At 57.7% G+C, this 23,735-nt stretch carries 14 protein-coding genes; 10 read left to right on the top strand and 4 right to left on the bottom strand.

The window, feature by feature from the left end; translation table 11 throughout:
• Positions 1–640: 640 nt before the first annotated feature.
• Positions 641–2,224, top strand: coding sequence for a TerC family protein (locus ACOTYH_RS05690; RefSeq protein ID WP_015572372.1), 1,584 nt, complete (start codon positions 641–643; stop codon positions 2,222–2,224).
• A gap of 89 nt (positions 2,225–2,313) precedes the next feature.
• On the opposite strand, the gene asmA is transcribed toward ACOTYH_RS05690, so the two are convergent.
• From asmA to udk, 3 genes are all read right to left on the bottom strand, one after another.
• Entirely contained in the window at positions 2,314–4,164 is a 1,851-nt protein-coding gene (gene asmA, locus ACOTYH_RS05685) for an outer membrane assembly protein AsmA (RefSeq protein ID WP_032669513.1), read from the bottom strand.
• A gap of 23 nt (positions 4,165–4,187) precedes the next feature.
• A complete protein-coding gene (dcd, locus tag ACOTYH_RS05680) occupies positions 4,188–4,769 on the bottom strand; it encodes a dCTP deaminase (protein WP_017383269.1) in 582 nt (193 codons plus the stop codon).
• 91 nt (positions 4,770–4,860) lie between these two features.
• A complete protein-coding gene (udk, locus tag ACOTYH_RS05675; RefSeq protein WP_000130320.1) occupies positions 4,861–5,502 on the bottom strand; it encodes a uridine kinase in 642 nt (213 codons plus the stop codon).
• Between the two features lie 342 nt (positions 5,503–5,844).
• On the opposite strand from udk, the gene ACOTYH_RS05670 reads away from it, so the two are divergent.
• On the top strand, positions 5,845–9,174 hold the full coding sequence (locus ACOTYH_RS05670; protein ID WP_032669512.1) for a diguanylate cyclase: 3,330 nt from the start codon (positions 5,845–5,847) through the stop codon (positions 9,172–9,174).
• On the opposite strand, the gene alkA is transcribed toward ACOTYH_RS05670, so the two are convergent.
• Positions 9,139–10,011, bottom strand: coding sequence for a DNA-3-methyladenine glycosylase 2 (gene alkA, locus ACOTYH_RS05665; protein ID WP_063136652.1), 873 nt, complete (start codon positions 10,009–10,011; stop codon positions 9,139–9,141). The genes ACOTYH_RS05670 and alkA overlap by 36 nt on opposite strands.
• A 130-nt stretch (positions 10,012–10,141) precedes the next feature.
• Between alkA and yegD the strand changes: the two genes are divergently transcribed.
• The 8 genes from yegD to ACOTYH_RS05625 all read left to right on the top strand — a co-directional run bounded on the left by yegD (position 10,142) and on the right by ACOTYH_RS05625 (position 23,735).
• Positions 10,142–11,494 (top strand): molecular chaperone, encoded by a 1,353-nt coding sequence (gene yegD / locus ACOTYH_RS05660; protein WP_017383266.1) that lies wholly within the window; start codon positions 10,142–10,144, stop codon positions 11,492–11,494.
• 215 nt (positions 11,495–11,709) lie between these two features.
• Positions 11,710–12,912 (top strand): MdtA/MuxA family multidrug efflux RND transporter periplasmic adaptor subunit, encoded by a 1,203-nt coding sequence (locus tag ACOTYH_RS05655; RefSeq protein ID WP_017693081.1) that lies wholly within the window; start codon positions 11,710–11,712, stop codon positions 12,910–12,912.
• Complete coding sequence (locus ACOTYH_RS05650; RefSeq protein ID WP_421637605.1) at positions 12,912–16,034, top strand: MdtB/MuxB family multidrug efflux RND transporter permease subunit; 3,123 nt, start codon at positions 12,912–12,914, stop codon at positions 16,032–16,034. Before ACOTYH_RS05655 ends, ACOTYH_RS05650 begins: the two co-directional genes overlap by 1 nt.
• Positions 16,035–19,112 (top strand): multidrug efflux RND transporter permease subunit MdtC, encoded by a 3,078-nt coding sequence (gene mdtC, locus ACOTYH_RS05645; RefSeq protein WP_017693079.1) that lies wholly within the window; start codon positions 16,035–16,037, stop codon positions 19,110–19,112. It abuts the gene before it with no gap.
• Positions 19,113–20,528 carry an MFS transporter gene (locus tag ACOTYH_RS05640; protein ID WP_047745373.1) on the top strand — a complete coding sequence of 472 codons (1,416 nt, stop codon included), beginning with the start codon at positions 19,113–19,115 and terminating at the stop codon, positions 20,526–20,528.
• Positions 20,525–21,928, top strand: a complete 1,404-nt coding sequence (gene baeS, locus ACOTYH_RS05635; RefSeq protein ID WP_058689073.1) for a two-component system sensor histidine kinase BaeS — start codon at positions 20,525–20,527, stop codon at positions 21,926–21,928. The genes ACOTYH_RS05640 and baeS overlap by 4 nt, the downstream gene beginning before the upstream one ends.
• The gene (baeR, locus tag ACOTYH_RS05630; RefSeq protein ID WP_015572364.1) at positions 21,925–22,647 is read left to right on the top strand and encodes a two-component system response regulator BaeR; all 723 of its coding nucleotides are present in this window, start codon (positions 21,925–21,927) and stop codon (positions 22,645–22,647) included. Before baeS ends, baeR begins: the two co-directional genes overlap by 4 nt.
• A 149-nt stretch (positions 22,648–22,796) precedes the next feature.
• Positions 22,797–23,735, top strand: coding sequence for a hypothetical protein (locus ACOTYH_RS05625; RefSeq protein WP_015572363.1), 939 nt, complete (start codon positions 22,797–22,799; stop codon positions 23,733–23,735).

Raw genomic sequence — 23,735 nt, 5'->3', positions numbered from 1 at the left:
GGGTCGTGGTGACAATCAGAATGCAGTTAATCATTTAGCAATATAACTGGCATCAGTCCTAAAAAAAGCTTATTCATCCATTGGCTATTGACAGAATAATTGAGGCTGATTCACACGCTTTCAGGCACGCTACCGCCCTTGGCTTTCAGTTACCAATCCACTGACTAAACAATGCGTTATGGTTAGACACCCTCTTGGATAAGGCCTTTTGCGAAATATATCAAACGCCTCACAGGGGCGATTGATAATGTATAACCTTCACCAAAGACCGAAACAAAAATAGCAACAAGGAGATTTAACATTTGATGCTGGAAGAATTGTTGCAGCTAACCTAATAGCAGGCAAGGAGACAACCGTCCTAATATTCGTTTTTAAGATTAATATTAAGAGCAAAGTTTTAAGGTTTTCGGATTTTCTTTATATTGACAAAATAGATCGCCGGACCATTTATTGCGATATATCCTAAATATCGTCTTATGTAATTAAATCTTCGCAATTAACTTATTTACACCGCCCGGCAAATGGGGTTTACCTGAGTGTAGCATTAAGAGAAATCTCACCCCGGCATTGCAATTTCCGTCGGCTTTATCCATGATCGAAGTGTGACATTAGTCATATAACAGAAGGTATTGCATTTACTATGGAATGGATTGCCGATCCATCAATCTGGGCCGGGCTGGTGACGCTGGTCGTCATCGAATTAGTGCTCGGCATTGATAACCTGGTGTTTATCGCTATCCTTGCCGATAAATTACCCCCTTCACAACGCGACCGCGCCCGCGTGACGGGTCTTCTGCTCGCCATGGTGATGCGTCTGCTGTTACTGGCCTCAATCTCCTGGCTGGTGACGCTGACCAAACCCTTATTCAGCGTGCAGGGTCTGAGCTTTAGCGCCCGCGACCTGATCATGCTTTTCGGCGGATTGTTCCTGCTGTTCAAAGCCACGGTTGAGCTTAATGAGCGGCTGGAAGGAAAAGACAGTGAAAACCCCACCCAGCGACGCGGTGCAAAATTCTGGCCGGTGGTCGCGCAGATAGTGGTGCTGGATGCCGTCTTTTCTCTCGACTCCGTGATCACGGCCGTCGGCATGGTTGACCATCTGGCGGTGATGATGGCCGCGGTGATCATCGCCATCACCCTGATGGTGCTCGCCAGTAAAGCCCTGACGCGCTTCGTGAACAGTCACCCGACTATCGTCATCCTCTGTCTGAGCTTCCTGCTGATGATTGGCTTTAGCCTGGTCGCGGATGGTTTTGGCTTCCATATCCCGAAAGGGTATCTGTACGCCGCCATTGGTTTCTCGGTGCTGATTGAGTTTCTCAACCAGCTGGCCATTTTCAACCGTCGCCGTTTTCTCTCCGCGAACCAGACATTACGACAGCGCACCGCAGATACGGTGATGCGCCTGCTGAGCGGCAAAAAAGAGGATGCCGAGCTGGATGCTGAATCCGCGGCGATGCTTGCCGACCACAGCGACGGGCAGATCTTCAACCCGCAGGAACGCCGGATGATAGAGCGCGTGCTTAACCTCAACCAGCGCTCGGTGAGCAGTATCATGACCTCCCGCCATGACATTGAGCATATTGACCTGACGGCGCCGGAAGAGCAGATCCGTGCCCTGCTGGATAAAAACCAGCACACCCGGGTGGTTGTCACCGGCGGTGAAGAGGAAGAAGAGCTGCTGGGCGTGGTACACGTGATTGACCTCCTGCAACAGCAGCTCCACGGCGAGCCGCTCAACCTGCGGGCGCTGGTGCGCCAGCCGCTGGTCTTCCCGGAAGCGCTACCGCTGCTCTCCGCGCTGGAGCAGTTCCGCAACGCGCGTACCCACTTCGCGTTTGTCGTTGATGAGTTTGGTTCTGTGGAAGGGCTGGTAACGCTCAGCGACGTGATGGAAACCATCGCCGGTAATCTGCCTAATGAGGTGGATGAGATCGATGCGCGTCACGATATTCAGAAAAACGCCGACGGCAGCTGGACCGCCAACGGCCATATGCCGCTCGAAGATCTGGTGCAGTTCGTTCCGCTTCCGCTGGATGAGAAGCGCGAATACCACACCATCGCCGGTTTGCTGATGGAATATCTGCAACGTATTCCGCAGCCGGGCGAAGAGGTCCAGGTGGGGGATTACATGATCAAAACCTTGCAGGTAGAGAGCCATCGCGTGCAGAAGGTGCAGCTGATACCGCTGCGCGGTGAAGATGAGATGGATTTTGAGGTGTAAAAAGCCGGGTGGCGCTTCGCTTACCCGGCCTACGGTGTCTGGCTTTTGTAGGCCGGGTAAGGCAAAGCCGCCACCCGGCACAACAGGCATCACAGCTTATCGAGCAGCTTTTTCACATCCTTACCTGACTGAGACTCTTTATTGCGGTCCGCCCAGTCATTCAGCCGACGTTTCGCTTCATCCTGAAGGTGCTTACGCAGGATCTGATCGACCTGCAAACTGTAATTCAACTCCTGCCATTTTCCGTACACGCGCAGCGGTATCGGCGTCTCTTTCAGGAACTCCACAAGCTGGCCTTCGCCTTCCCAGCCAGCCTTCACGCGGACGTTGAAGCGGGTGTCTGCCGTCTCTTTCACCAGATCCAGCGCGCCGGTTCCGGTCAGCGCCAGCAGTGACGAAGTCCCCTGCATGTCGTCCAACGAGAGCTGACCGTTGTCGAGGGCAAGCTCGCTGGTAAAGCTGTCCAGACGGGTTGCGCTGTCGTAGTTTTCATTCGCTTTCACGCTGCTGCTGCGCTCTACCGCCTGCTGCACCAGCTGCTGGAAGTTCAGCCCTTCCATGCGCGAATCTTTCAGCTCAACGTGCGCCTGCCCCTGCCAGCTACGACGGAAGGCGTCCGCATCAATCTTCGTACCAGAGAAATCCCCTGCCAGCGACAGCTGCCCCGTGAGGGCAATCGGGTAATTAAAGGCTTTCAGGATGGTGCCAATCTCAACGTTTTCCAGACGCGGCTGGAACGCGGCGCTGGCAACGTCTTTGCGCACATCCAGCGAGCCCGGCAGGGAGAGGTTCCCTGCTCCCATTTTTCCGCTGAGCTCGGAGATGACCAGCAGGCCGTTGTGGTTGAACATCTGGCTGCTGACGTCAGTAAAATCAATCCCACGCCAGCGCACGCTGTTTGCTTTCAGCAGAATGTCGGCGGTAAATCCGCGCAGGCCGTTGTAGTCAGGCTGATCGAGATTTGAGGAGATCACCGGACGCGACTGCATGACCTGGCTTTGCCCCACCTGCGTGGCTCCCTCATCGGTCGCGTTCACCGGTTGGGGCGGAAGCAGGTTCTCGAGGTTCAGCTTGTCGAATTGCAGATCCAGCACCCACTTAGGTTTCTCATCAAGCGTGACGCTCGCCTGCCCCTTCAGGGCGCTGTCGTTGGCCTGGAGGTTGAGCGCGTTCAGTTCGAGCTGTTTGCGCTCTTCATGCCACACCGCCTGCATCGTGCCCTGGCCGGCAATCCCCTTCGCGGGCAAATCCGCGCCGGTCAGCTGCCAGTTAAGCTGCTGAACGTCCGCCGTCAGCTGGTGCGGATAATCAGAGGCGTTCACGTTCGCGTTCATCGACAGGTTGAGATCGCGCTGATTGCGGTTGATCCGCCCGGAGAACTCCATGGTGGCGTGATGGTTGGCATCCTGCTCCATCCTGAGGTTGATATTGCGTACGGTGATCTGTTCGTCATCTTCATGCTGGAAAACCAGCACGCTGTCGGCAACTTTCAGATTACCAATATCGAACGACCAGCCGGTGTCAGACGGGACGTCAGGTAAGGTGTTTTCACGCGGTGCGACCGGAGCATCCGCCTGACGAACGGCTTCGGTTTGCGGCGTAAGCTGAATCACCGCCCCTTTCAGCATCACCTGTTCAACCTGGAGCTGATGGGATAAGAGCGGGATGAGCGCGACATCAAGACGCATGTTATCCGCCGTGACCAGCGGCTGCGCGGCACCCGGCGCGGTGAGGGACATACGTCCGGAGAGAATGCTGAGCTGAGGCCAGACGTGCCAGCGCAGCGGCCCGTCCAGCTTGAGTTCATACCCGCTGCGCGCTTCCACCTGCCGCACCATGTAGGCCCGGAAGTCATTCGGGTTAACCAGCAGCACCAACGCTGAAAGGCCAGCCACCAGCACCACCAGCAAAATCATCAGCGTTGTCAGAACTCTTCTCATGGCTTCCTCAGTGAACTCACAGATCAGTCTTTATCGATACGACTGGCAACCGCACCCTGCTGGTTGCGATATTTTGCGTCCTGACGGCGGTTATAAGGACGGTCTGCCGGGCCGGTCAGCGGTTCAAAGCTCAACGCACCAATCATCATTCCCGGACGAAGCGCCAGCGGCAGTTTACCGGCGTTAAAGAACTCCAGCACGATACGGCCAGACCAGCCCGGATCGATACGGTGCGCGGTGACGTGCACCATCAGGCCCAGACGCGCCAGGGAAGAGCGTCCGTCAAGCCAGCCGACCAAGTCCGCAGGCAGCGTGACCGATTCAAAGGTCACCGCCAGCGCCAGTTCGCCAGGATGGAGATAAAACGCCTCTCCTTCTTCGATGACGATTTCGTCGCTCATGACGCGATCCAGCGCCGCACTGACTTCGTCTTTCGGCCCGCTGAGGTCGATAAACGGTGCCGTGTGGCCGCTGAAGGTGCGGAATTTATTCCCCAGACGCACATCGACGGTCACGCCGTTAATACGCTCAACCGGCGGACGCGGGGTGATAGACAGGCGGCCTTCATCCAGCCAGGCTTCTATATCGCGGTCACAAAGACGCATGGCACTTTCTCCTTTCGTGCATCGCGCCCTGAAGCCTTACGGCGTCAGGGCAAAACCAGGTTATCTCTGAACGGTACACAATTCACACGGCTTATTCAAAAAACTGACTGATTTTCGCTTTTAAGATATCAATGGCAATACGGTTTTTACCGCCGCGAGGCACGATAATATCGGCGTATTGTTTCGAAGGCTCAATAAATTGCAGGAACATCGGGCGAACGGTTTTCTGATATTGCGCCATCACGGAGTCCATGGAGCGGCCGCGTTCGTTAACGTCGCGTTTAATACGCCGCATCAGGCAGATATCCAGCGGAGTGTCGACGAAAATCGAGAAGTTCATAGATTCGCGCAAACGGGCGTCGGTGAGCAGCAAAATCCCTTCAAGGATAATCACCTTCTTGGGCTCGATACGGATCGTTTCCTGGGTGCGGGTATGTTCCACGTAGCTGTAGACGGGCAGCTCAATCGCCTCGCCGCGCTTCAGCGCTTCCAGATGCTGGAACAGCAGGCTGTGATCCATCGCACTGGGGTGGTCGTAGTTGGTTTTTACGCGCTCTTCCATCGAAAGATGGGATTGATCTTTGTAATAGCTATCTTCGGGAATCACACCGATATGCTCATCACCCACTTGTTCACGCAGTTCGCGATAAAGCGTACTGGCAATAAGACTTTTACCTGAAGCCGATGCGCCGGCGATGCCTATGATGACGCACTGATGAGACTTATCAGTCATAAATTTAGCGACCTGATTAACCTGGATGTAAGGAAGGACGACGCCGGAGCGTCAAACGCGGCAATTATAGGGATTTCGGGGGCGTGATACCAGTCGAATGCGCAGGTTATGCGAGGCGGGCTGAAAAGCGCCGTTTCACGCCTTTAGCGAAATTTTTACGCGCGGTTTTTCGCCATTTCATCACCCTTCTTCGCAGAGTAACTATTTTATAAGTCTATGAAGTCAAAATCTGACCACTCAGCATATGAATTGTAAAATGTTTGTACTAGCATAAACCAAATTATTAATTTCACGCGTCCGGACCTAGCTCCTGACAACATGGCGTCCCTGGATAGAGCGGTAATGAATAAACAATACCAGCGGGTTTTGGTTACTACCCCACATCCTTTACTGCGGCTTGTCTGTCTGGGTCTGGTCACGTTCATCTTCACCTTATTTTCCCTCGAGCTGACTCGCTTCGGTACGCTGCTGGCGCCACTATGGTTCCCGACTTCAATTATGATGGTGGCGTTTTACCGCCATGCGGGAAAAATGTGGCCCGGCATTGCGCTCGCCTGCTCCTTTGGCAATATTTTTGCCTCGTGGATGCTCTTCTCATGGGCATCGATCAATATCACCTACACGGCGATCAATATCATTGAGGCCACGGTTGGCGCGCTGTTACTGCGTAAGCTGCTCCCCTGGTATAATCCGCTGCAAAACCTCAACGACTGGGTCCGGCTTGCCCTCGGCAGTGCCCTGGTGCCGCCGCTGGTGGGGGGCGTTCTGGTTCATTTTCTGGTGCCGAGCGCGGAGCCGCTGCGTAATTTCCTTGTCTGGGTACTTTCAGAAGCCATTGGCGCACTGGCGCTGGTGCCGTTAGGTCTGCTGTTTAAGCCGCATTACCTGCTGCGCCACCGCAACCCGAAACTGCTGCTGGAAACGCTGGTGACCCTGGTCGTCACGCTGGTTCTTAGCTGGACGGCAATCACCTGGCTGCCGTGGCCATTCACCTGCATTATCGTTCTACTGATGTGGAGCGCGGTCCGTCTGCCGCGTATGGAAGCGTTCCTGATATTTTTATTCACCATCATGATGGTGTCCCTGATGATGGCGCGAAATCCGCTCTCCATGACGCCCTCCACCATGATCGTCACCTTCAACGCGCCGTGGCTCCCCTTCCTGATGATGCTGCTCCCCGCCAACATTATGACGATGGTGATGTATGCCTTCCGGGCCGAGCGTAAACATATTACGGAAAGCGAAGAACGTTTTCGCAATGCGATGGAGTATTCCGCGATTGGTATGGCGCTGGTGGGCATTGAGGGCCAGTGGCTCCAGGCCAACAAGGCTCTGTGCAATTTCCTCGGTTACAGCCAGTCCGAGCTTCAGTCGCTCACGTTCCAGCAGTTAACCTGGCCGGAAGATTTAAATACCGACCTGGAGCAGCTGCAACAGCTGATTCACGGCGAGATCAACACCTACACCCTCGAAAAACGCTACTACACCCGCAGCGGCGAGGTGGTGTGGGCGCTGCTGGCCGTCTCCGTTGTGCGCCATGCCGACGGCACCCCGCTCTACTTTATTGCCCAGATTGAAGACATCAACGATCTGAAACAGACCGAGTGGGTGAATAAGCGTCTGATGGAGCGTATCACTCTCGCTAACGAAGCCGGCGGAATCGGGATTTGGGAGTGGGATCTCGAGCCGGACGTAATCAGCTGGGATAAACGGATGTTTGAGCTGTACGAGATCCCCTCGCACATTAAACCCACCTGGCAGCTCTGGCATGCGGCCATGGTGCCTGAAGATCGTACGCACGCCGAACAGGTCCTGCGTGAGTCACTCCAGGCCAGGGTACCTTTCAAGCTGGAATTTCGCATTCGCGTCAAGGATGGCATTCGCCACATTCGTTCGCTGGCGAACCGGGTGCTGAACAAACAGGGCGAAGTGGAGCGGCTGTTAGGGATCAACATGGATATGACCGAGGTGAAGCAGCTGAACGAGGCGCTGTTCCAGGAAAAAGAGCGCCTGCATATCACCCTCGACTCTATCGGCGAAGCGGTGCTGTGTACCGACATCGACATGAACATCACCTTTATGAACCCGGTCGCCGAGAAGATGAGCGGCTGGTCGCAAAGCGAAGCGCTGGGTCAGCCCATTCTGAAGGTGCTACACATTACCTTCGGCGAGAACGGTCCGTTAATGGAAAACATCCACAGCGGCGATATGTCCCGTACCGATATCGAACAGGATGTGGTGCTTAACTGCCGCAATGGCGGCAGTTTCGACATTCATTACAGCATAACCCCCCTCAGCACTCTGGAAGGACACACCATCGGCTCGGTGCTGGTGATTCAGGACGTCACCGAGTCGCGCAAAATGCTGCGCCAGCTGAGCTACAGCGCTTCCCATGACGCCCTTACCCACCTGGCGAACCGCGTCAGCTTTGAAAACCATCTTAAGCGCCTGTTGCAGACGGTACAGGAGACCCATCAGCGTCACGCGCTGGTCTTTATCGATCTTGACCGTTTTAAGGCGGTGAACGATACGGCAGGCCACGCGGCGGGCGACGCTCTCCTGCGCGAACTCTCTTCGCTGATGCTGACCATGCTGCGCTCCAGCGACGTGCTGGCGCGTCTGGGCGGCGACGAGTTTGGCCTGCTGCTGCCGGACTGCAACGTCGAAAGCGCACGCTATATTGCGGGCCGGTTGATCGACGCCATCAACAACTATCATTTTTCCTGGGAAGGACGCCTGCACCGCATTGGCGCCAGCGCGGGGATTACGCTGATTGACGACACCAATTACCAGGCTGCGGAAGTGATGTCTCAGGCCGATATCGCCTGCTACGCCTCGAAAAACAGCGGGCGCGGCGTGGTCACCGTCTACGAACCCCAGCAGGAGCGGATCCACAGCGCGCGCAGCATGATGTCGCTGGATGAGCAGTGGCACATGATTAAAGATAACCATCTGCTGATGATCGCCCGCAGCGTCGCCTCGCCGCGCATTCCCGAGAGCAGTAGCTTCTGGCTGATTTCCTTGCGGCTGTGGACCAGCCAGGGAGAAGTGCTGGAAGAGCATGCCTTCCGCGCCGGGCTGGCGGAGCCGGAGCTGCTGCACGCCCTGGACCGACGGATATTCAGCGAATTTTTCCGTACCTATGCCGCACAGGTGGCGGCCAAAGGAATGGGCGTCGCGCTGCCGCTCTCAGAAGCGGGTTTAGCCAGCGTCACGCTGGTGGATGAGCTGCTCGACCTGATCACCAGAGGTCCGCTGCCGGCGCGGCTGCTGCATCTGGCGATCGCCGTTGATGTGCTGAGCAATACGGATGAAAACGTGCAGCAGGGTCTGCAAAAGCTTCGTCAGGCCGGCTGTCGCGTGGTGCTGACCCGGGTCGGACGCGATATGAACGTCTTCAGCCAGCTCAGCGCCAACACCGCCGATTATCTGCTGCTGGATACAGACATGGTGACCAACGTCCACGGCAATCTGATGGATGAGATGATGGTGACAATCATTCAGGGCCACGCCCAGCGTCTGGGCATAAAAACCATTGCCGGGCCATGCCATCAGTCGATCATGATGGATACGCTGTCGGGCATCGGCGTTGATTTTATTTACGGCGACACCATCGGGGAAGCGCAGCCGCTTGATCTACTGCTGAATACCAGCTATTTCGCCATCAACTGACGGCGACCAGCCGTCGGTGTACCAGATATGTAACAGCGCATACGAGCGCCACGGCTGCCAGCGCTCGGCATAGCGACGGATCTGCGCGGGCGTCATGCCGGCAAAGCGCTGTTTAATCAGATAGTCATCCGGCAGGAAAACATCCTTCGCCTGCCAGCCGCGCAGGGCCAGATAATTCGCGGTCCAGCGCCCGATGCCGGGGCGCTGCTGTAGCGCCTTCATCCCGGCCTCAACGTTCGCAGGCGGGAATAGCGGGAATTCACCGTCCACCACCGACTGCGCCAGATGAATCAACGACTCCGCACGCCTGAGCGGCATCCCGAGGGCTTTCAATGCCAGCGGTTCTGCCGCGGCCAGCACCTCTGGCGGAGGAAAGCAGAGATAGCCCGGCGCATCCTCAATGGGTTCACCGCACAGCGCCACCACCCGTGACGCCAGTTTTGCCGCCATCGCCACGCTCACCAGTTGCCCGAGAATGGCGCGCACGCCCTGCTCGTATGCATCCATCGCGCCCGGCAAACGTAACCCCGGCCGCGCCGCGCCGAGCTCGCCCAGGGTCTGCGCAATGCGCAGCGGGTCGCAATCGAGGTCAAACAGGCGGGCGATGCGGTCGAGGCAGATATCCGCCACCGGGATCAGGCCAGGGCTGAGCGACACCGCCAGCGTAGGGGTTGCGCTGTCTGGCGTAACCCGGAAAACGCCCTGGTGCCCGGCATAGCCAAAACTGCGCTCGTAGTAATCCTCCGTAACGGTCTCTACCCCGGTGACCGCACGCGCGGCAAGAAAGCCAAACATCCACGACCAGTCGTAGGGCGGTTGCCAGTTCAGGGTGTACATCGTCTCTCCTTTTGTATTTACCTCAGCATAAACCGAAAGATCGCGTTGCGCCTTGCTTTCATATTCCTGTTGTCGCCTGGCAGACATTTCGCTAAAGTCTCGCCCCTTCTCACCGGCATGGGGATTTATTGTGTTTATTGGATTCGACTACGGCACCGCAAACTGCTCGGTTGCGATAATGCAAAACGGACAACCGCAGCTCCTGAAAATGGAAAACGGCAGTACGCTGTTGCCGTCAATGCTTTGTGCGCCCACGCGTGAAGCGGTGAGCGAGTGGCTGTTCCGCCACCATCAGGTTCCGGCCACGGCGGCGGAGACCCAGGCGCTGCTGCGCCGTGCGGTCAGCTTTAACCGCGAGGAAGATATCGACGTTACCCCGTCCAGCGTGCAGTTTGGCCTCTCTTCCCTCGGGCAGTACATTGAAGACCCGGAAGAGGTCTACTTCGTTAAATCGCCGAAATCCTTCCTCGGCGCCAGCGGCCTGAAGCCGCAGCAGGTGGCGATGTTTGAAGATCTGGTCTGCGCGATGATGCTGCACATCCGCAATCAGGCGCAGTCCCAGGTGCCGGATGCCATCACCCAGGCGGTGATTGGCCGTCCGATTAACTTTCAGGGGCTGGGCGGCGACGAAGCCAACCAGCAGGCGCAGGGGATCCTTGAGCGTGCAGCGCACCGGGCAGGCTTCCGTGACGTGGTGTTCCAGTATGAGCCGGTTGCGGCGGGGCTGGATTTTGAAGCCACGCTGACGGAAGAGAAACGGGTGCTGGTGGTGGACATCGGCGGCGGTACGACGGACTGTTCATTACTGCTGATGGGTCCCCAGTGGCATCACCGTCGCGATCGTGAAAATAGTCTGCTGGGGCACAGCGGCTGCCGCGTGGGCGGTAACGATCTGGATATTGCCCTGGCCTTCAAGAGCCTGATGCCGCTGCTCGGTATGGGCGGTCAAACCGAGAAAGGCATCGCCCTGCCGATCCTGCCGTGGTGGAACGCGATTGCCATCAACGACGTCCCTGCCCAGAGTGATTTTTACAGCACCGCGAATGGCCGTTTCCTCAACGATCTGGTGCGTGATGCGCAGGATGCAGAGAAGGTCGCACTTCTGTATAAGGTGTGGCGTCAGCGCCTGAGCTACCGCGTGGTGCGCACCGCCGAAGAGAGCAAAATTGCCCTTTCCGATCGTCCAGAGCATGCGGTTTCGCTGCCGTTTATCAGTGACGATCTGGCTACGGCAATCACCCAGGAAGGGCTGGAAATGGCGCTCACTCAGCCGCTTCAGCGTATTCTGGAGCAGGTGCAGTTAGCGCTTGAGAACGGCAACGTGAAGCCGGACGTAATTTACCTGACTGGCGGTAGCGCCCGTTCGCCGCTGATCAAGAAAGCGCTGGCGGAACAGCTACCGGGGATCCCGATTGCCGGCGGCGATGACTTTGGCTCCGTTACGGCAGGGCTGGCGCGCTGGGCGCAGGTGGTGTTTAGCTAATGGGGTTGTGCCGGGTGGCGGCTTCGCCTTACCCGGCCTACAAGATCCTCCAACCGTAGGCCGGGTAAGCGCAGCGCCACCCGGCGAAGGCGAAACAGCGCGCCACACTCAGACAATTCCCGACAGTCTTCCATATTTCCTCCATTTTTTCGCTGTGTTAGCTGACTAAACTAGTATCATTCCCCGAAAGAGTTTCAGGATGAGAACGTATAACGATGAAAGGCAGTAACAAATCCCGCTGGGCAATCGCCGTTGGTCTGATTGTGGTGGTCCTGGCCGCCGCCTGGTATTGGCACAGCCAGTCCGCGAACTCCACGGCACCTGCTGGCGCTAATAGCCCCTCACAACGCTCAACGGGCGGCGGGCGCCACGCTATGCGCGGCGGTGCGCTGGCACCGGTGCAGGCGGCAACGGCGGTGAATAAAGCGGTGCCTCGTTATCTCTCCGGGCTGGGAACCATCACCGCCGCCAACACCGTGACGGTACGTAGCCGCGTGGACGGTCAGTTGATGGCCATCCATTTCCAGGAAGGTCAGCAGGTAAAAGCCGGCGATCTGCTGGCGGAAATCGATCCAAGCCAGTTTAAGGTTGCCCTGGCGCAGGCGCAGGGGCAGCTCGCGAAAGACAAAGCCACCCTCGCCAATGCCCGCCGCGATTTAGCCCGCTATCAGCAGCTGGTAAAAACCAACCTCGTGTCGCGCCAGGAGCTGGACACCCAGCAGTCTCTGGTCAGTGAATCTCAGGGCACCATCAAGGCCGACGAAGCCGCGGTCGCCAGCGCCCAGCTCCAGCTCGACTGGAGCCGGATCACCGCGCCGATTGACGGCCGCGTAGGCCTGAAACAGGTTGATATCGGCAACCAAATCTCCAGCGGCGATACCACGGGCATCGTGGTGATCACCCAGACGCACCCTATCGATCTCGTTTTTACCCTGCCGGAAAGCGACATTGCGACGGTGATACAGGCGCAGAAGGCCGGAAAAGCGCTGGTGGTTGAAGCCTGGGATCGCACCAACAAGCAGAAGCTGAGCGAAGGTTCGCTGTTGAGCCTGGATAACCAGATCGACACCACCACCGGCACCATCAAGCTAAAAGCACGCTTCAACAATCAGGACGATGCCCTGTTCCCGAATCAGTTCGTCAACGCGCGAATGCTGGTCGCGACCGAAGAAAACGCGGTGGTGATCCCGACGGCGGCCCTGCAAATGGGCAGTGAAGGCAATTTTGTCTGGGTGCTGAACAGCGAAAACAAGGTCAGCAAACACCTGGTGAAAACCGGCATCCAGGACAGCCAGACGGTGGTGATCAGCGCCGGGCTGTCCGCTGGCGACCGCGTCGTGACCGACGGTATTGACCGTCTGACCGAAGGGGCGCAGGTCGAGGTGGTGGAAGCGCAGGATACAGGAGCAAAAGCCTGATGCAGGTCTTGCCGCCGAGCTCTACAGGTGGGCCATCACGCCTGTTTATCTTACGTCCGGTTGCGACGACCCTGTTGATGGTGGCGATCCTGCTGGCCGGGATCATTGGCTACCGTTTTCTGCCCGTGTCGGCGCTGCCGGAAGTGGACTACCCGACCATTCAGGTTGTCACCCTCTATCCGGGCGCCAGTCCGGATGTGGTGACGTCCGCCATCACCGCCCCGCTGGAGCGTCAGTTTGGCCAGATGTCTGGCCTGAAGCAAATGTCCTCCCAGAGCTCCGGTGGCGCTTCGGTCGTCACGCTTCAGTTCCAGCTCACGCTGTCGCTGGACGTCGCTGAGCAGGAGGTGCAGGCCGCGATTAATGCCGCCACTAACCTGCTGCCGTCTGACCTGCCGAATCCACCTGTTTACAGCAAGGTCAACCCGGCGGATCCGCCGATCATGACCCTTGCCGTCACCTCCTCCGCCATGCCGATGACCCAGGTGGAAGACATGGTTGAAACCCGCGTGGCGCAGAAGATTTCGCAGGTGACCGGCGTAGGGCTGGTGACGCTGGCGGGCGGTCAACGCCCCGCCGTGCGCGTCAAACTGAATGCCCAGGCCATTGCCGCGCTGGGGTTAACCAGCGAAACCATTCGCACCGCCATCAGCAACGCCAACGTCAACTCAGCGAAGGGTTCGCTGGACGGCCCGACCCGCGCGGTCACGCTCTCCGCCAACGACCAGATGCAGTCCGCCGATGAGTACCGTCAGCTGATCATTGCCTACCAGAACGGCGCGCCGATCCGTTTGGGCGACGTGGCAACCGTTGAACAAGGCGCGGAAAACAGCTGGCTCGGGGCGTGGGCCAATAAGCAGCAGGCGATTGTCATGAACGTTCAGCGCCAGCCGGGCGCGAACATTATTGATACCGCCGACAGCATTCGCACCATGCTGCCGCAGCTGGTGGAAAGCCTGCCAAAATCGGTCAGCGTGAAAGTGCTCTCTGACCGCACCACGAATATTCGCGCGTCAGTGACCGACACCCAGTTCGAGCTGATGCTGGCGATTGCGCTGGTGGTGATGATCATCTACCTGTTCCTGCGCAACGTCCCGGCAACCATCATTCCCGCCGTCGCCGTGCCGCTCTCGCTGGTCGGAACGTTCGCGGTGATGGTGTTCCTCGACTTCTCGATTAACAACCTGACGCTGATGGCGCTCACCATCGCTACCGGGTTTGTGGTGGACGACGCCATCGTGGTAATCGAGAACATCTCGCGCTATATCGAAAAAGGTGAAAAGCCGTTAGCCGCCGCGCTGAAGGGCGCGGGGGAGATCGGCTTTACCATTATCTCGCTCACCTTCTCGCTGATTGCGGTGCTGATCCCGCTGCTGTTTATGGGCGATATCGTCGGGCGGCTGTTCCGCGAGTTTGCCGTGACGCTGGCGGTCGCCATTCTGATCTCTGCCGTGGTGTCGCTGACGCTGACGCCGATGATGTGCGCCCGCATGCTGAGCCACGAGTCCTTGCGCAAGCAAAACCGCTTCTCGCGCGCCTCCGAGCGGATGTTCGAGCGCATTATCGCCGCCTACGGCCGCGTGCTGGCGAAAGTGCTGAACCATCCGTGGGCAACGCTCGGCGTGGCGCTCGGCACCCTGGCGCTCAGCGTCATGCTGTGGATTTTCATTCCGAAAGGCTTCTTCCCGATTCAGGACAACGGCATTATTCAGGGCACGCTTCAGGCGCCGCAGACGGTCTCATTCGCCAACATGGCGCAGCGCCAGCAGCAGGTGTCTGAGATCATCATGAAAGATCCGGCGGTGGAAAGCCTGACTGCCTACGTGGGCGTGGACGGCACCAACCCGTCGCTCAACAGCGCGCGCCTGCAAATTAACCTTAAACCGCTCGATGACCGCGACGATCGCGTTAACGCGGTGATTGAACGCCTGCAAAGCGCGGTGGCGCGCGTGCCGGGCATTGAGCTGTATCTGCAACCGATCCAGGATTTAACCATTGATACGCAGGTGAGCCGCACGCAGTACCAGTTTACGCTCCAGGCCACCTCGCTTGAGGCACTGAGCACCTGGGTGCCGCAGCTGGTGGACAAGCTGAAAGCACTGCCGCAGGTTTCTGACGTCAGCAGCGACTGGCAGGATAAAGGGCTGGCGGCGTACGTGAACGTCAACCGCGACACCGCCAGCCGTCTGGGCATTACCATGTCCGACGTGGATAACGCCCTGTATAACGCCTTTGGCCAGCGCCTGATCTCCACCATCTATACCCAGGCCAACCAGTATCGCGTGGTGCTGGAACATAACACCGAAAACACGCCCGGGCTGGCCGCGCTGGACACGGTGCGCCTGACCAGCAAAGACGGCGGGATTGTGCCGCTCAGCGCCATTGCCAGCGTGGAAGAGCGCCACACCCCACTGTCGATTAACCATCTCGATCAGTTCCCGTCCACCACCATTTCCTTCAACGTGCCGGACGGGTATTCCCTGGGCGAAGCGGTGGAGGCCATTCTGGGCGCGGAGAAAGAACTCAGCTTCCCGTCCGATATTCAGACCCAGTTCCAGGGCAGTACGCTGGCGTTCCAGGCCGCGCTGGGCAGCACCGTCTGGCTGATTGTCGCGGCGGTGGTGGCGATGTATATCGTGCTTGGCGTGCTGTATGAAAGCTTTATCCATCCGATCACCATCCTCTCCACCCTGCCGACGGCGGGCGTGGGGGCGCTGCTGGCGCTGATGCTGGCGGGGAGCGAGCTGGACGTCATTGCGATCATCGGCATCATCCTGCTTATCGGCATTGTGAAGAAAAACGCCATCATGATGATCGACTTTGCGCTGGCCGCCGAGCGCGAGCAGGGTATGGCGCCGCGCGAGGCCATTTACCAGGCCTGTCTGCTGCGTTTTCGTCCGATCCTGATGACCACCCTCGCCGCCCTGCTGGGCGCGCTGCCGCTGATGCTGAGCACCGGCGTGGGGGCCGAACTGCGCCGTCCGCTGGGCATCGGGATGGTGGGCGGCCTGCTGGTGAGCCAGGTGCTGACGCTGTTTACCACGCCGGTTATCTACCTGCTGTTTGACCGTCTGGCCCTGTGGACGAAAAGCCGCTTCCCGAAACGTGAAGAGGAGGCGTAAGTGAAGTTTTTCGCCCTCTTCATTTACCGTCCGGTGGCGACGATTTTACTCTCCGTCGCTATTACCCTGTGCGGCGTGCTGGGCTTCCGGCTGCTGCCGGTGGCCCCGCTGCCGCAGGTCGATTTCCCGGTGATCATGGTCAGCGCCTCGCTGCCGGGTGCCTCGCCGGAGACCATGGCGTCATCAGTGGCGACGCCGCTTGAGCGCTCGCTTGGGCGAATTGCCGGGGTTAACGAGATGACCTCCAGCAGTTCGCTGGGCAGCACGCGCATCATTCTGGAATTTAACTTCGACCGGGACATCAACGGCGCGGCGCGTGACGTGCAGGCCGCGATAAACGCCGCCCAAAGCCTGCTGCCAAGCGGCATGCCGAGCCGTCCAACCTACCGCAAGGCTAACCCGTCCGACGCGCCGATCATGATCCTGACGCTCACGTCAGAGACCTACTCCCAGGGCGAGCTGTACGATTTTGCCTCCACCCAGCTGGCGCAAACCATCGCCCAGATTGACGGCGTGGGCGACGTGGACGTCGGCGGCAGCTCTCTGCCCGCTGTGCGCGTGGGGCTGAATCCGCAGGCGCTGTTTAACCAGGGCGTGTCGCTGGACGACGTGCGTTCCGCCATCAGCAACGCCAACGTGCGTAAGCCGCAGGGCGCGATTGAGGACAACAGCCACCGCTGGCAGATCCAGACCAACGATGAGCTGAAAACCGCCGCCGAGTATCAGCCGTTGATTATTCACTACAACAACGGTGCGGCGGTGCGCCTGAGCGACGTCGCCAGCGTCACCGATTCGGTGCAGGACGTGCGTAACGCCGGGATGACCAACGCCAAACCGGCGATTTTGCTGATGATCCGCAAACTGCCGGAAGCCAACATCATCCAGACGGTGAACAGCATCCGCGCGCGCCTGCCGGAGCTTCAGGAAACGATTCCGGCGGCCATCGACCTCCAGATTGCGCAGGACCGCTCCCCTACCATCCGCGCCTCGCTTGAGGAGGTAGAGCAAACGCTGATCATCTCCGTCGCGCTGGTGATCCTGGTGGTGTTCCTGTTCCTGCGCTCGGGGCGCGCCACGCTGATCCCGGCGGTGGCGGTTCCGGTATCGCTGATAGGCACCTTTGCCGCCATGTACCTGTGTGGGTTTAGTCTTAACAACCTGTCGCTGATGGCGCTGACGATTGCCACCGGGTTTGTAGTGGATGACGCCATCGTGGTGCTGGAGAATATCTCGCGCCATCTGGAAGCGGGCATGAAGCCGCTCCAGGCGGCGCTTCAGGGGACGCGCGAAGTGGGCTTCACGGTCCTGTCCATGAGCCTGTCGCTGGTGGCGGTATTCCTGCCGCTGCTGCTGATGGGCGGCCTGCCGGGGCGACTGCTGCGCGAATTTGCCGTCACGCTTTCCGTCGCCATCGGTATCTCCCTGGTGATTTCGCTGACGCTGACGCCGATGATGTGCGGCTGGATGCTAAAGCGCAGCCAACCGCACTCGCAGCCGCGCAGGAAAGGCTTTGGCCGCGTCCTGATGGCGATGCAGTCAGGCTATGGCAAATCGCTGAAATGGGTGCTGAACCACACGCGTCTTGTCGGGCTGGTGCTGATCGGCACCATCGTGCTCAACGTCTGGATGTATATCACCATCCCGAAAACCTTCTTCCCGGAGCAGGATACCGGCGTGCTGATGGGCGGTATTCAGGCGGACCAGAGTATTTCGTTCCAGGCGATGCGGGGCAAACTGCAAGACTTTATGAAAATCATCCGGGAAGATCCGGCCGTGGATAACGTCACCGGCTTTACCGGCGGCTCGCGCGTTAACAGCGGGATGATGTTTATTACCCTTAAGCCACGCGGTGAACGTCACGAAACGGCGCAGCAGATCATTGACCGCCTGCGGCTGAAGCTTGCCAAAGAGCCGGGGGCAAATCTGTTTTTGATGGCCGTTCAGGATATCCGCGTCGGCGGACGACAGGCTAACGCCAGCTATCAGTATACCCTGCTCTCAGATGACTTAGCTGCCCTGCGCGAGTGGGAGCCTAAGATCCGTAAAGCGCTGGCCGCGCTGCCGCAGCTGGCGGACGTGAACTCCGACAGCCAGAATAACGGCGCCGAGATGGCGCTCACCTACGATCGCGAAACCATGTCCCGCCTGGGCATTAACGTTGAAGCGGCCAACAGCCTGCTTAACAACGCCTTCGGGCAGCGTGAGGTCTCCACCATCTATCAGCCGATGAACCAGTACAAGGTGGTGATGGAAGTTGATCCGCGCTACACCCAGGACATCAGCGCGCTGGACAAGATGTTTGTGATCAATAATGACGGCAAGGCGATCCCGCTGTCGTACTTCGCCAGCTGGCAGCCGTCGAACGCGCCGCTGTCGGTGAACCACCAGGGGCTTTCCGCCGCCTCGACCGTGTCGTTTAACCTGCCAACCGGCTCGTCGCTGTCTGAGGCCAGCGACGCCATCAACCGCGCCATGACCCAGCTCGGGGTGCCCTCCTCCGTGCGCGGCAGCTTTGCCGGTACGGCGCAGGTGTTCCAGGACACCATGAACTCGCAGGTCATTTTGATTCTGGCGGCTATTGCCACGGTTTATATCGTGCTGGGCGTGCTGTACGAAAGCTATGTGCACCCGTTGACCATTCTCTCCACGCTGCCTTCTGCGGGCGTGGGGGCGCTGCTGGCGCTGGAGCTGTTCGGTGCCCCGTTCAGCCTAATCGCGCTCATCGGGATCATGCTATTAATAGGTATTGTGAAGAAAAACGCGATTATGATGGTCGACTTTGCCCTGGACGCCCAGCGTAACGGCAACCTGACGCCGGACGAGGCGATATTCCAGGCCTGTCTGCTGCGTTTTCGCCCGATCATGATGACCACGCTGGCCGCGCTGTTCGGTGCGCTACCGCTGGTTATATCCGGCGGTGACGGCTCTGAACTGCGCCAGCCGCTGGGGATCACGATTGTCGGCGGCCTGGTGATGAGCCAGCTGCTGACGCTCTACACCACGCCGGTAGTCTATCTGTTCTTTGACCGACTGCGGCTGCGTTTTTCGCGTAAAAAGAGAACCACGGTGACCGAGTAAATGACCGACCTACCCAGTAACGTTCGCTGGCAATTGTGGATCGTCGCGTTCGGCTTCTTTATGCAGTCGCTGGACACGACCATCGTGAACACCGCCCTTCCCTCGATGGCGAAAAGCCTGGGGGAGAGCCCGCTGCACATGCATATGGTGATTGTCGCCTACGTGCTGACGGTCGCCGTGATGCTGCCCGCCAGCGGCTGGCTGGCGGATAAAGTCGGTGTGAGAAACATCTTCTTCACCGCCATTGTGCTGTTTACCACCGGGTCGCTGTTTTGCGCCCAGGCCAATACCCTCGACCAGTTGGTGATGGCGCGCGTGCTACAGGGCGTCGGCGGCGCGATGATGGTGCCCGTCGGGCGGTTAACGGTGATGAAAATTGTTCCGCGCGCGCAGTATATGGCGGCGATGACCTTCGTCACCTTGCCCGGTCAGGTCGGCCCGCTGCTTGGCCCGGCGCTGGGCGGTATTCTGGTGGAGTATGCCTCCTGGCACTGGATCTTCCTGATCAACCTGCCGGTCGGTATTATCGGCGCGATTGCCACCCTGACGCTGATGCCGAACTATAAAATGCAGACCCGGCGCTTTGATTTCGTTGGCTTTATCCTGCTGGCGGCTGGCATGGCGACGCTCACCCTGGCCCTCGACGGGCAAAAAGGGCTGGGGATATCCGCCCTGTCGCTCGCCCTGCTGGTGGCGCTGGGGATCACCGCGATTCTCTGGTATCTGTGGCATGCCAGAGGCAACGCTAACGCGCTGTTCAGCCTGAATCTGTTCAGGAATCCCACCTACCGTCTTGGTCTGTTCGGCAGCTTTGCCGGACGCATCGGCAGCGGCATGTTGCCGTTTATGACGCCGGTGTTTTTACAGATTGGGATGGGCTTCTCGCCGTTCCACGCCGGGCTGATGATGATCCCGATGGTGCTCGGCAGCATGGGGATGAAGCGTATTGTGGTGCAGGTGGTGAACCGCTTTGGCTATCGCCGGGTGCTGGTGGCCGCCACGATCGGGCTGGCGTTGGTTTGTCTGCTGTTTATGGCCGTGGCGCTGCTGGGCTGGTACTACATCCTGCCGCTGGTGCTGTTCTGCCAGGGTATCATCAACTCCATGCGCTTCTCGTCGATGAACACCCTGACGCTGAAAGATCTGCCGGACGAGCTGGCGAGCAGTGGTAACAGCCTGCTGTCGATGATCATGCAGCTCTCCATGAGCGTGGGGGTCACGGTCGCCGGATTGCTGCTCGGCATGTACGGTCAGCACCATCTCAGCGCCGACACCCCCGTCGCGCATCAGGTCTTTTTATACACTTACCTCAGCATGGCGGTAATTATCGCCCTGCCCGCTTTTATCTTTGCCAGAGTACCGAATGACACGACCAAAAACGTCGTGATCCGACGCGGCAAAAGGAGTGCACCATGAAATTCTGGCGTCCGGGGATCACCGGTAAGCTTTTTGTGGCGATTTTCGCCACCTGTATCGTTCTGCTGATTACCATGCACTGGGCGGTGCGGGTCAGCTTTGAGCGCGGCTTTATTGACTACATTAAGCACGGTAACGAACAGCGACTACAGGGCTTAAGCGACGCGCTGGGCGAACAGTATAGCCTGCACGGTAACTGGCGTTTTCTGCGCAATAACGATCGCTTTGTGTTTCAAATCCTGCGCTCGCTGGAGCACGATAATGACGACGACCGCCCGGGGCCGGGCATGCCGCCGCACGGCTGGCGCACCCAGTTCTGGGTGATAGATCAGGAGATGCGCGTGCTCGTTGGCCCACGCTCTCCGGTACCGCCGGACGGTACAAAGCGCGCCATCACCTCGAACGGCGCCACGGTGGGCTGGGTTATCGCCTCGCCGGTCGAGCGGCTGACGCGCAACACCGACATCAACTTTGACCGCCAGCAGCGTCAGACCAGCTGGCTGATTGTCGCGCTTTCTACCCTGCTTGCGGCGCTCGCCACCTTCCCGCTGGCGCGCGGCCTGCTGGCGCCGGTTAAGCGCCTGGTGGAAGGCACGCACAAGCTGGCGGCGGGTGATTTCTCGACCCGCGTTGACACCCGCAGCCAGGATGAACTGGGCAAGCTGGCGCAGGACTTCAACCAGCTCGCCAGCACGCTGGAAAAAAACCAGCAGATGCGCCGCGATTTTATGGCCGACATTTCGCACGAGCTGCGCACCCCGCTGGCGGTGCTGCGCGGCGAGCTGGAGGCGATTCAGGACGGCGTGCGGCAGTTCACCCCCGAGTCCGTGGCCTCGCTTCAGGCGGAAGTCGGCACGCTGACCAAGCTGGTGGACGATCTGCATCAGCTTTCCATGTCCGACGAAGGCGCCCTGGCCTACCAGAAAGCCCCAGTCGACGTGATCAATATCCTTGAAGTCGTGACCGGCGCATTCCGCGAACGCTTCGCCAGCCGTGACCTGAAAATCAACCTTTCGCTGCCGGACAGCGCGGTGGTATTTGGCGACAGAGATCGCCTGATGCAGCTGTTCAATAATCTGCTGGAGAACAGCCTCCGCTACACCGACGGCGGCGGCGCGCTGCATATCTCCGGCAGGCAGGAAAACGGGCGCTTTGCCCTGACCTTTGCGGACTCCGCCCCTGGCGTGAAAGATGCGCAGCTGGAAAAACTGTTCGAGCGCTTCTATCGCACCGAAGGTTCACGCAACCGCGCCAGCGGCGGTTCCGGCCTTGGGCTGGCGATTTGCCTTAACATTGTTGAGGCCCACGGCGGCACCATCCGCGCCGCCCATTCGCCTTTTGGCGGGGTTAGCATTACAGTAGAGTTACCTCTGGAACGGGATTTATCGAGGGAAGCATGACCGAGTTACCGATTGACGACAACACACCGCGTATTTTGATCGTGGAAGACGAGCCTAAACTTGGACAACTGCTGATCGACTATTTGCGTGCCGCAAGTTACGCGCCAACGCTTATCAGCCACGGCGACCAGGTGCTGCCCTACGTGCGCCAGACGCCGCCGGATCTGATCCTGCTGGATCTGATGCTGCCGGGTACCGACGGCCTGACCCTGTGCCGGGAAATTCGTCGTTTCTCCGATGTGCCCATCGTGATGGTGACGGCCAAAATCGAAGAGATCGACCGTCTGCTGGGGCTCGAAATCGGCGCCGACGATTACATCTGCAAGCCTTACAGCCCGCGGGAGGTGGTCGCTCGGGTGAAAACCATCCTCCGCCGCTGTAAGCCACAGCGTGAATTGCAGGTGCTGGATGCGCAAAGCCCGCTGATTGTCGACGAAAGCCGCTTCCAGGCGAGCTGGCGCAGCAAACTATTGGATCTTACCCCAGCGGAGTTCCGCCTGCTGAAAACGCTCTCCCACGAGCCGGGAAAAGTGTTTTCCCGCGAACAGCTGCTCAACCATCTGTATGACGATTACCGCGTAGTGACCGACCGCACCATCGACAGTCACATCAAAAACCTGCGCCGCAAGCTGGAGGCACTGGACGCCGACCAGTCGTTTATTCGCGCGGTGTACGGCGTGGGTTATCGCTGGGAAGCGGATGCGTGCAGGATTGCTTAATATTTGCTTTAACGATGATTACCTGCCCAGGTAATCATCGTTCTTCATAACATTCACTTTCTAACAACACCCCTACCTGATTTGACAATTGCAAATTGTAATGTTTGATGTTAAAAACGAAATAAATCACAATATTACGGCTTCAAGAAATGCAAAATGTTATTGGTAATTTATTCATTATCATCACCACAGCTATAAGCGTTGCCAGCCTTTTCTTGGGGTTATTTGCTTATAATAAAAAAATGAAAACAAAAGCAATACAAAAAATAGAACTCCTCATACCTAAAAAAAACAGAATAACCAAGTTTTCCGAGCAATGGGTAAGCGCTTTTTTCCTGGCATTCGGTAATCATGCATTCTCAAAAAGGCAATTAATTACCATACCGTTTTTATTGATTTTATATTCCAGTATCTTATTTGTAGTTTGGTATCTCTGGGTGCTGACTTTTAGAAATCCTGAGCACATCATTCCTCAACATCTGCCATTGACCATTAAAGTTGCATTACATGACTTTATTCATTTTGGCTTTTGGTACTCTTTACTGCTTGATGTGATGTCAATTTATCTTATCAGAGCTTACATTAACGCAGGTCTATCGAAAGGGTTTTCGTCTGTAAAATCGATCGTTTATTTTTCTTCAATTGTTCTGGGCGTTATGCTCTCATTTACACTTATCGTCACCCATCTTAAAAATGCTTCGATTGAGGACCTCTATATCCAGCAAGGCCTGTATTTTGAAGACAGACCTGTAATGACATGGAACCCGCTGGAAGTGATACGGTCTTCACTGGATTTCATCGATAACGAAACCATGATTATCTTTACCTCAAAAGGGGCAATATCTAACTACTTCATTCCGCAGGCTATCATGTTTTACCTTTCCATGTTTACGCAATTGACGCTGCTTATTGTTTTCATCAGCTATATGATCACAAAAATACTGCATAACATTCGAACAGTTGCCATCTGGACAGTCAAGTATTCTGGAACGGCTACGATGAATGCCATTGGTTTCATTCTTATCGCCGGTATTATTCTACTTGCTTTAATATATTTGTGTTTGTATGTCATATCGCTAATGGTTTAA

It is taken from the genome of Enterobacter cloacae complex sp. SHL001, assembly GCF_049236825.1.
Classification (GTDB): domain Bacteria; phylum Pseudomonadota; class Gammaproteobacteria; order Enterobacterales; family Enterobacteriaceae; genus Enterobacter; species Enterobacter hormaechei_C.
The sequence above is the reverse complement of the archived record's forward strand: the minus strand, read 5'-3'. Positions and strand labels throughout refer to the sequence as shown.